Source organism: Microbispora sp. CSR-4, assembly GCF_008033685.1.
In the GTDB taxonomy this organism is placed as follows: Bacteria; Actinomycetota; Actinomycetes; order Streptosporangiales; family Streptosporangiaceae; genus Microbispora.
Window position 1 is genome coordinate 55,746 of record NZ_VJVX01000053.1, and the last position, 10,169, is coordinate 65,914.

Below are 10,169 nucleotides of genomic sequence, written 5' to 3' on the forward strand. Positions count from 1 at the left end.
CCCCGCCGCGTCCGCGCGCTCTCAGACGGGCACCGTTCCCGGTCGGATGCGGGCGGGAGCGGGGCTCCATGTCGGTGTTCGTGGTCCTCTTCTCGGGGGTGGTGTTCCTGCTGGCCGGTTTGCTGGTGGACGGCGGGGCCGCCATGAACGCCCGCCTCAAGGCCGCCGACATCGCCGAGCAGGCCGCCCGCGCCGCCGCCGACCAGATCGACGTCGAGACCCTGCGGGCCACCGGCGAGGTGCGGCTGCTCGCCGATGAGGGCGCGGTGTGCGGCGAGGCCGAGAAGATCACGGCGGACCAGGGAGCCGACGGCGTACGCATGACCGAGTGCACCGTGGGCGGCGGCCAGGCGGACGTCACGGTGGCGGTGTCGGTCCACTGGGACGCCTTCTTCCTGTCCGCGCTGGGCTTCGCCGGCTCCGACATGGAGGCCGAGGCCACGGCCGCTCCCGATGCGGGGGAGGCGTGACCGGGACACGGCCGCCAGGCGGCCGGTGGGAGGAGTTCGACCGGGAGGCCCGGCGAGGGCGGGGGTTCCCGCGCGGCGTTACGGCGGGCACATCCGGCCGGGACGCACGGGCCGATCACGAGGCCGCCCGAGGAGGCGTGCCCGACCGGGGTCCGCGAGCCGACCGCGAGGCCGCAGGCGGCGGCACGCTCGGCGGGAGCCTGTGGGCCGATCCCGAGGCCGCAGGCGGCGCGCCCGGCCGGGGTCCGCGGCCACGCCCGGATGGCATGCCGTCGGTGCTGGGGCCGCAGCAGGCGCCCGAGCACTGGCACGACGACCGGCGACGGCCCGTACAACTGCGGACCCGGCGCACGGCCGGGGACGTCCTCGCCGGGCTCGGGGCGCTGCTCGCGCTGGTGGGACTGGTGGGCGGCGTGCCGTACGCGCTGCTCCGGCTGGCCGGTCCGCCGATCACCGGCGACCTGCTGAACGCGGACCTGTTCACGAGCCAGGTCGGCCCCGAGACGATCACCGCGATCCTGATCCTCCTGGTGTGGCTGGCCTGGCTGCAACTGTTCCTGTGCGTCGTCGTCGAGGTCTACGCGGCGTTGCGGCGGGTCGGCATGCCGGCCCGGGTGCCGCTGTCGGGCGGCACCCAGGCGCTCGCGAACCGCCTGGTCTCCGCCGTGCTGCTGCTGTTCACCGCGACCGCCGTGGCGGTGCCCATCGCCCGCGCGGGCGCCCCCGCCGCGATCCGGCCCGACGTCGCGGCGCTGTCGGCGCCGGTGCCGCAGGCCGAGGCGGAGCGACCGGCCCTGCACGCCAGGGAGGTCAAGAAGGTCTACGTGGTCCAGCCGCCGCACGGGCGCCACCACGAGAGCCTGTGGGAGATCGCGGAGAAGTGCCTGGGAGACGGGCGCCGCTATCCGGAGATCTACCGGCTCAACCAGCACAAGGAGCAGCCCGACGGCAGCCGGCTGCACATGGCCGACCTCATCCGTCCCGGCTGGGTGCTCGACATGCCGGACGACGCCAGGAACGTCCACATCGTGCCGGTGGACGACGACCGGCCGGAGATCCTGAAGGAGCACCGCCAGGCGCCCGCCGAGCTCGACGGCGACACCCGCTATGCCAAGGGAGGCGCGACCGGCGGCGACGTCCACGCCGACCCGCGTACGACGGAGGACCGGCGCGCGACAGAAGACCGGCACACGACGCCTCACCCGCGCCCCACCACCGGGTCCCACACCGGGTCCCACACCGGGTCCCACACCGGGTCCGACACCGCAGGCGCGACGGAAGGCGAGCGGGACACCACCCGGCCCGACAACGCCGGCGACCAGGGCGACACCGGCCACGTCGGGGGCAGGGCGACGCCCGAGCCGAGCAAGCCGGGCATCGTGCTGCCGCCGCCCGCGATGCCGCAGGACAAGCCGTCCGAGCCCAAGGGCCGCACCGGCGACGCGAAGGACACGCCCGCCACCGCCCGCCCGACGCCCACCCCGCGTCCGATCATCACCACGACCGTCAAACCGGCGGTCGCGCCCGCGGAGGAGGAGCCGCAGGGCGGGCCGGTCCTCGCCGACTACCTGGCGGCCTCGTCCTTGGCGGCGGCCGGGCTGCTGGCGCTGCTCGGCCGCAGGCGGCGGGAGCAACTGTGGCACCGAGCCTTCGGACGCCGCATCACCCGGCCGCGCGGAGACGCCGCCGAGGCCGAGGTCGCCATCCGCCTCGGCGCCGACGCCCCCGGCAGCCGCATGCTCGACATCGGCCTGCGCCTGCTCGGCCGCCTGCTGGCCGACGCCGACCGGCGCCCGCCGACGATCTACGCCGTCCACCTGTCCAACCGGGGCCTCGACCTGTGGATCCACCCGGCCGAACAGGACGCGCCGGAGCCGTGGGAGACCTGCGACGACGGGCAGGTGTGGCGACTTCCGGCCCACGAGGGACGGCGCATCGACGAGCACGTCCTCGCCGGGGTGCCCGCGCCGTACCCCGGGCTGGTCTCGCTCGGCACCGGGCAGGGCGGCCGGGTCCTGGTCGACCTGGAGGCCGCCCACGGCGTGATCGCGATCACCGGGGCGCACACCGTCGCCGCGCTGTCGGCGCTCGCCGTCGAGCTGGCCACCAACCGGTGGTCCGACCGGATGCGCATCACGCTCGTCGGCTTCGGCGAGGAGCTGACCCTGCTCGCGCCCGACCGGATCAGGACGGCGGGCAGCCTGGCCGAGGTGCTGCCGGAGTTCGAGGAGCGGGCCCGCCACGACGGCGACGTGCTGACCGGCCGGGTCCACAGCCGCGTGGACGACCCTGCCTACACCCCGCACTATCTCCTGTCGGCCATCCGCCCCGACGAGGACGAGGCGCGCCGCCTGGCACTGCTCGGCAAGGGCAGGCGTACGGCGAGCGGCTTCGTGATCGCGGGCGAGCTGCCGCACGCCACCTGGACGTGGGAGGTCACCGACGACGGCCGGGCCCGCGTGGACGCCCTGGGTCTGGACATCGAGGCCCACCTGCTGCCGCGCCGGCACTACGACGCCGTGATCGGCCTGTTCCGTACGGCCCGGCAGCAGGAGGGCGAGCCGCTCACCCCGGTCATGGAGCGGCTGAGCGAGGAGCCACCCTCCATCGAGGTGCGCATCCTCGGCCCGATCGAGATCAGCCCGGTGAACCCGCTCGAAGAGGGCAGGGCGGCGCTCGCCCACGAGCTCGTCGTCTATCTGGCCACCCATCCGGACGGCGTGCACCCGGCCGTGCTGACCGGCGTGCTGTGGCCGCGCGGCGTGCAGCTCGCGGTGCGCGACGCCACGATCGCCAGGGTCGCCGAGTGGCTCGGGCGCGACTCCGAGGGACGCCCCCACCTGTTCCTCGACCGGTCCGGGCGCCTGCGGCTCGGGCCGGAGGTCCGTACGGACTGGCGGCTGTTCCAGGACCTCGTACGGCAGGCCGGCGAATGGGCCGACGCCGCCGACCCCACCAATGCCGAATCCGGTGGCGCATCCGGTGGCACAGCCGGGGGCATGGAGGCCGACCTGCTGGAGCGCGCGCTGGCGCTGGTGCGCGGCCCGCTGCTGAACGGCAGGCCGCCCGACCGGTACGCCTGGCTGGCGGCCGACCCCCTGGAGTACGACGTCACGGCCTGGGTGGCGGACGCCGCCCACGCGCTGTGCGAGATCCGCCTGGCCCGCCACGACCCGCACGGCGCGGTGGCGGCGGCCCGGGCCGGGCTGCTGCTCGCCGCCGACGACGAGGGGCTGTGGCGCGATCTGCTCCGGGCGGCGCACGCCACCGGGGAACCGGTCCGGCTGCGGGCGGTCGTCGACGGCCTGCTGCGCCGCGCGACCTCCCATCCGTACGGCGGTGGGATGGCGCCGGAGACGGAGGCGCTCATCGACGAGTTGCTGCCCGACTGGCGCCGCACGGTCTCCCCGGACCTTCGCAACCCCGCCCGCAGGAGTCCTGCCCTCGGTAACCCTGCCCTCGGTAACCCGGCCCTCGGAAAACCGGCCCTCGGAAAACCGGGCCCCGGAAGCCCGGCGGATCTCAGAACCTCACGTCTCGCCTGATCGGAGCCCCAATGCCAGGGATTCTCTCCTCCGAATCATGCCGATCCACGCATAGCGCTGGCTCGTCCCCGGCGGCCGTTCCAAGGTTGACAGCGACGGGGACACAGCGGCGGGGGATCGCAGACTGCGGAGGATCCCGGTGACGCGTCCAGCACTCGCCCGGGCGACGGCGGCGCCGCTCGCCTCGGCCCGCACGCTGCCACTGGCGGCTTGCGCGGCGGCCTGCGCGCTGCTGCTCTCGGCGTGCGCCGCTCCGGACGCCGACCGTGGCTTCACCCCGGGCGGCGGCATGGAGCCGGCCGCGGTGGCCGCGTCGGAGACGCCGGCCTCGCAGCCGGGCACCGAGACGATCACGGTGGCGCCGGGACTGACGATCGAGATCGAATGGCCGGACGAGCCCGACCCCAAGCGGTCGGCGGTGATCAAGGCGTTCGCCGACGACTTCACGGCCCAGTGGCGGGCCGTCGGCACCTCCGGCCGGGACCGCTCGTACGCGAAGGGGATCGACCCCAAGTCGTCCGCCTACATGGACGCCCTCACCTGGGTGCAGGGGTTCCTCAAGGACGGGCAGTCGGCCCGGGGTGTGGCCAAGCTCTACGCCCTGCGGGTGCCCGCGGTGATGGGACGCGGGGCGGAGGCCGACGGCTGCGTGGACCTGACCGGCGTGCGGTTGACCGACCAGGAGGGCACTCCGCTGGACCGTCAGCCCGCCTGGCTGAAACGTCCGCGGGCGGTCTTCCTGCAGACCGCCGGTCTGGGGCAGGGCGACGACGGCGCCTGGCTGATCCGGCTCTACCGTCACGCGGCCTATCCGGACGAGCGTGCGAAGGAGTGCGTCAGATGAGGGCCATTGCCGCGGCGCCCCTGCTGGCGGGGGCCCTGATCGCCATGTGTGCGCAGCCCGCCGCCGCGGGCCCGGACGACGGGCCGCATGGCGAGGCGTTCCAGAAGGGCAACACGGCCGGCGTCAGGCTGACCAACTCCAGGATCGGGTTGTCCGGCAACGGGCTCGGCGGCAAGAGCGACGGCTATCGCATGCCCCAGCCCTGCTGGTATGAGCCGAACGCGTCGGCCGACGACATGCGCACCCTCCAGGCGCAGCAGAAGAAGCAGGCGGTGGACGCGGGGCTCGACTACGACGTGGACATGGACGAGTTCGGCGACAAGATCGGCGAGAAGGGGCAGTGGTGGGGCATCGCCTACAACGCCGGAGACCCGGCGGGCCAGGCGTGCGCCGCCCAGCGTGAGACGTACGTCTGGGTGCCCGAGGGCACCGTCCCCGCCGGGGGCATCACGCTGGAGCAGCTCATGCAGATCGCCCGGGCCGCGCTGACCGTGCCGGAGCCGAAGATCAAGCTGAGCCCGGACGCCAAGAGCTACGTCAACCTGGGCACCTGGGTGTGGCTGGAGGGAGCCGAGGCCGAGCCCCGGTCCGTCACCGCCACGCTGCCGGGGGTCATGTCCGCCACCGTCACGGCGACGCCGGCTCGCCTCGAAATCGACCCCGGCACCAAGGACGACAAGCGCGCCGAGGTGTTCACCGCAGGATGCGGCGCGACCGGCAGGCCGTACGAGAAGGGCGCCGACGAGGACGGGACGAAGGAACCCGAGTGCGGCGTGATTTACCGGCATTCCTCCGTCGACCTGCCGAACAAGGTCTACACGCTCACCGTGACGAGCGTCTGGAACGTGCAGGGCAACGGCAACCAGGGCGGCCAGGCTGTCCCGTTCGCGTACGACCCGATCGAGGTCTCGGCGACCAGGGACGTGCCCGTCGGCGAGGTCCAAAGCATCGTCAAGGAGTGACCCCGCCCGGCCCGGTCCGGCCCGTCTCCCGGTCCGGCCCGCCCCGGCCTGGCCCCCCGGATCGGCTCGCTTCCCGGTCCGGCTCGCCCCCCGGATCGGCCCGGCTCGCCCCCCCGGATCGGCCCGGTCGGCGAACAGCCGCACCGCCCTCGCCGACGGGGCGAGGCGGAAGCCGGCGACGCCGCTCACGCCCGTCGCGCGCGCCCAAGGTTGGGTCGGATCAGCCCAGGCCGGATCAGGCCAGGTCAGATAAGCACAGGTCAGATAAGCACAGCTCAGGCGCGGGACTCGTGGGCGACGAGCCACTCCTTGACCGGGGTGCCGTAGTAGTAACTGCCATAACCGCCGGTCGAGGGCAGCACGCGGTGGCACGGCACGAACGGCGCGATCAGGTTCTGCGCGCAGGCCGACCCCGCGGCCCTCGCGGCCGTCCTGGGCAGCCCCGCCTTCTCCGCGAGCTGCGCGTACGACACGGTGGTCCCGGCGGGCACGGCACGCAGCGCCTCGTAAAGGCGCTGCCTCGTGGGGGTGCCGGGCTGCTCGACGGGGATGCGGTCGAGCGCGTCGATCCGCCCGGCGAGGTATTCCCGTACGGCCTCGGCCGCGTCGCCGAGATCGCCCTCCCGCAGCGGCAGCGCCCGCAGGGACGGCGAGAGCCGGGCGAACATCTCCTGGGGTTCGGCGGTGAAACCGGCCGCGACGAGCACGCCGTCGCGGGCGAGCAGAGCGAGTGGGCCCACCGGCGTGGGCACGGTCTGAGTGAGGATCATCGGAAACCTCCGAGGTGACACCCGCCTTCGGGCGGGGGAGGAGCTTGTGCGAAACCGGGGCAGGGCCAGGCGTCCGGCCGCGTTTCAGGCGGCGGAGGCATGGCCTTCAGGCGGTGGAGGCATGGCTCCACAGGTGGAGCGCGGCGTACGCGCGCCAAGGCCGCCATCGCTCGGCCTCGTCCGCGGCGATGCCGAGCCGTTCCATCGTCTTGCGCAGCACCAGGTCGCCCTCGGGCCACGCGTCCGGGTCGCGCAGCGCGCGCAGTGCGATGTACGAGGCCGTCCACGGGCCGATGCCGGGGATCTCCAGCAGCCTGGCGACGGTGTCGGCCGGGTCGTCCGCGCCGTCGAGGTCGATCGCGCCGGAGGCCACCGCCTCGGCGAGCGCCCTGATCGTGGCGACCCTGCGGGTGGTGAGCCCAAGGCCGTCCAGGTCGGCGGCGGCGAGCCGGTCGGCCGTGGGGAAGAGCAATGGCACCTGGCCCGCCGCGAGCGGCTCCGTTTCGTGCGCGCCCACGGCGGCGGCTTCCACGCCGCGCACTTTCACCGTGGCGGCCTCGAGTTCCCGTGCCCCTGACCCGGCCGCGACGGCGAGCACGTCGGTCCCGTCCGCGGCGGCGTCCCCCGTCGCCGGGACGGCGGGCAGCCCGGCCCGGGCGGCGATGCGGCCCAGCAGGGTGCGGGCACCGGCCACCGAGATCTGCTGCCCGACGACCGCCCGCACCGCCGCCTCGAACCCGTCGTACGCTCCCGGAACGCGCAGCCCGGGACGGGCCGCCACCAGCGGCCCGAGCGACGTCCCGCCGAGGATCTCCCGCACCGCGCCGGGGTCGGCGTCGAGGTCGAGCAGGCGGCGGCAGCGGGCCACCAGCCGGGAGAGCCGGTGCGTCTCGGTGGTCCGCACGGTGAGCCGGACATGACCTGCGGCGGGCCGCAGCGTGATCGAGCCGCCCGGCACGGCCCGCGTGTAGGCCGTGACGTCGTCGCCCGACCGGCAGACCGCCTCCACCGAGGGAATCGCGCGGGCGGCCAGGAACCGCAGCACCGACTGCGCGTCGTAGGGCTCCCGGTGGCCGAGCCGAAGGGTCAGCCCGGTCGTGAGGGCGACCGGGCTCCCCTTCTCGTGCATCGGCCCGTTGGTCTTGCGCAGCTCACCCGGCGCGAAGCCGTACGACTCCTTCATGGCCGCGTTGAACTGGCGGACGCTGCCGAACCCGGCGGCGAACGCGACGTCGGCCATCGGCAGGGTGGTCTCGGTGAGCAGTTGCTTGGCGAGCAGCAGCCGCCGGGTGCGGGCGACGGCGAGCGGCCCGGTGCCGAGTTCGGCGGCGAACAGGCGGTGCAGGTGCCGTTCGGTCACGTGCAGGCGGCGGGCCAGCCCGGCGACGCCGGTCTCGTCGGCCACCCCGTCGTCGATCAGCCGCAGCGCGCGTCCGACGAGGTCGGCGCGGACGTCCCAGCCGGGGTCGCCGGGGCTGAGCTCCGGACGGCAGCGGCGGCAGGGCCGGAAACCGGCGGCCTCGGCCGCGGCGGCGTGGCGATAGAAGCGGACGTTTCCCCGGGCGGGGGTGCGGGCGGGGCAGATCGGGCGGCAGTAGATGCCGGTGGTGGTGACAGCCGTGTAGAAACGCCCGTCGAAGCGGGAGTCCCGCGCGGAGACGGCGAGGTAGCACGCGTCGAAGTCGAGCTGTCGTGTGGTCACGTAGAAGACGTTATGCGCTGGCCACCGATGCGGGCTGGCGGAAATCGGACGTGACCGTGCTAACAATGCGGCCGCGCGGAGGGGGCACTCGCGCGAGACCGGGCACGGGAGATCATCCTGTGCCGGGAGTGCTCCCGCGCGAGCTCGGACGCCAGGCCGGTACGCCCGGCGTCACTTGCTGGAGATGCCGACCCCGAGGTCGAACTCACGGTAGACCCGGGCCCAGAAACCGTCGCGCAGCCACACGCGCGCCTCCGGATAGGGCCGCAGGGAGTGGCCGAGTTCCTTCTCGGCCTCGATGAGCAGCTCGGTGTCGATCACCGTGGGCAGCAGCGGTCCCGGCAGCAGATCACGGATGTTGTCCCGCCCGCGGGTCAGTATCCATTTCTGCGCCACATGTTCGCCGACCTCCTCCACACGGGGCCGGCCCGGGCCCAGCTTGGCGACCTGGCCTACGGGCGTCTTCGGCGGCATCGGCTTGACCGTACGGCCCGCGAAGACCTGGGCGGGAGACGGCGTGGGCGGCACGGGCACCGGCACCGGCGCGCGGGTGAAGAACGGACGCAGGAAATCGGCGCTCAATATCTCGACAGTGTCCGACTCCCACACGAGCCGCTCGGCCTGGTTCGTCCCGAACGGCGGCTCGACCCCCCACAAGTGGATGCGCACGCCGTACGCCTGCGCGGCCTCCACGGCGGGCACCATGTCCTCGTCCCCGGCGATCAGCACGGTGTCGCTCACGGCATGGTGGCGGGCGAGCGCCTCCAGATCGCTGCGGATCTGGGCGTCCACCCCTTTCTGCTGGCCACGGGCGTTCAGGTTGCCCAATCTGACCTTGACCCAGGGAAGCTGGGCGATCACACGCTGGTCCACCGTGGGCACACGATCACGGGCGGCGTCGTACCAGTAGACACGCAGCAGCTCACCCGGGATGCGTTCGAGCGCATGCTTCTGGAGCGCCTGGATCAGCTCGTCCGCGGCGACGCGGTACTCCTTACGCTCCTTGGCGCCTAAGAGAACTTCACCGGCGGCCGCGTAAAGGTAACCGACGTCCACGAGAACGGCATACTTTGCGGCAATGCCGTGTGCGCTGAAGTCCGGGATGGCCATGGTGTCCTCCTGGACTCGTCACTAGTTGATCGGCTGACTATATTCCCCCGCTTTCTAGATAGTCCCAACTCTTGAGCCAGTTGACACCCTGTTCCGGCGATGTAATCGGTCCGTAGTCGTCGCCGATCGCGCCGGACGACGTCTCACCCGCCGGGGAAGAAGGCCCGGCGCCAGGCTCCCGGCCCGCGCGGGAGTCCCACCCGCAGGTGATGTGCCGGATTCCTCCAGTTTCGCAGGCTCGTTCGCGGTGCCGCCGACCGGGCGGCGTCCGCCGCCCGCGCCGCCGACTGTGCCGCCAGCGCGGCGACGAGCGCCGCGATCTCCTCGGGGGTGGCGTCCCCCTTGACGATGCCGAGGTAGGGCTCGCGGCTGCTCACAGCGGAATGTTCCCGTGCTTCTTCGGGGGCAGCGAGGCCCGCTTGTTGCGGAGGGCGCGCAGCGCGCGGACGACCTGGGCCCGGGTGTCCGAAGGCCGGATGACCGCGTCCACATAGCCGCGCTCGGCCGCGAGATACGGATTCGCCAGCGTGTCCTCATATTCGCTGATGAAACGGGCCCGCGCGGCGTCCGGGTCGTCGGCCGCGGCCAGCTCGCGCCGATAAAGGATGTTGACCGCGCCCTGGGCTCCCATGACGGCGATCTGGGCGGTGGGCCAGGCCAGGTTGATGTCCGCGCCGAGGTGCTTGGACCCCATGACGTCGTACGCCCCGCCGTACGCCTTGCGGGTGATGACGGTGACCAGCGGGACGGTCGCCTCGGCGTAGGC

9 protein-coding genes are annotated in these 10,169 nt (G+C 73.6%); 4 read left to right on the forward strand and 5 right to left on the reverse strand.

Features of this window, described 5'->3' with window-relative positions; genetic code table 11:
- Positions 1-68 precede the first annotated feature (68 nt).
- The 4 genes from FLV34_RS30735 to FLV34_RS30750 all read left to right on the forward strand — a co-directional run bounded on the left by FLV34_RS30735 (position 69) and on the right by FLV34_RS30750 (position 5,821).
- Positions 69-470 carry a pilus assembly protein TadG-related protein gene (locus FLV34_RS30735; RefSeq protein ID WP_147944758.1) on the forward strand — a complete coding sequence of 134 codons (402 nt, stop codon included), beginning with the start codon at positions 69-71 and terminating at the stop codon, positions 468-470.
- Positions 471-607: 137 nt separating this feature from the next.
- Positions 608-4,015 (forward strand): hypothetical protein, encoded by a 3,408-nt coding sequence (locus tag FLV34_RS30740; protein WP_147944759.1) that lies wholly within the window; start codon positions 608-610, stop codon positions 4,013-4,015.
- A 139-nt stretch (positions 4,016-4,154) separates the two neighbouring features.
- The gene (locus tag FLV34_RS30745; protein WP_147944760.1) at positions 4,155-4,859 is read left to right on the forward strand and encodes a hypothetical protein; all 705 of its coding nucleotides are present in this window, start codon (positions 4,155-4,157) and stop codon (positions 4,857-4,859) included.
- The gene (locus tag FLV34_RS30750) at positions 4,856-5,821 is read left to right on the forward strand and encodes a hypothetical protein (protein WP_142646453.1); all 966 of its coding nucleotides are present in this window, start codon (positions 4,856-4,858) and stop codon (positions 5,819-5,821) included. The genes FLV34_RS30745 and FLV34_RS30750 overlap by 4 nt, the downstream gene beginning before the upstream one ends.
- Before the next feature lie 275 nt (positions 5,822-6,096).
- On the opposite strand, the gene FLV34_RS30755 is transcribed toward FLV34_RS30750, so the two are convergent.
- The 5 genes from FLV34_RS30755 to FLV34_RS30775 all read right to left on the reverse strand — a co-directional run.
- Positions 6,097-6,591: a methylated-DNA--[protein]-cysteine S-methyltransferase gene (locus FLV34_RS30755; RefSeq protein ID WP_142646451.1), complete on the reverse strand. Its 495-nt coding sequence runs from the start codon at positions 6,589-6,591 to the stop codon at positions 6,097-6,099.
- A gap of 106 nt (positions 6,592-6,697) precedes the next feature.
- The gene (locus FLV34_RS30760; RefSeq protein ID WP_142646449.1) at positions 6,698-8,293 is read right to left on the reverse strand and encodes a DNA-3-methyladenine glycosylase 2 family protein; all 1,596 of its coding nucleotides are present in this window, start codon (positions 8,291-8,293) and stop codon (positions 6,698-6,700) included.
- Between the two features lie 171 nt (positions 8,294-8,464).
- On the reverse strand, positions 8,465-9,403 hold the full coding sequence (locus FLV34_RS30765; RefSeq protein ID WP_142616576.1) for an NYN domain-containing protein: 939 nt from the start codon (positions 9,401-9,403) through the stop codon (positions 8,465-8,467).
- Positions 9,404-9,546: 143 nt separating this feature from the next.
- On the reverse strand, positions 9,547-9,780 hold the full coding sequence (locus FLV34_RS30770) for an acyl-CoA carboxylase epsilon subunit (RefSeq protein ID WP_147944761.1): 234 nt from the start codon (positions 9,778-9,780) through the stop codon (positions 9,547-9,549).
- The coding region (locus FLV34_RS30775; RefSeq protein WP_315985218.1) for a carboxyl transferase domain-containing protein at positions 9,777-10,169 on the reverse strand (393 nt) is incomplete at its 5' end. The genes FLV34_RS30775 and FLV34_RS30770, both read right to left, overlap by 4 nt.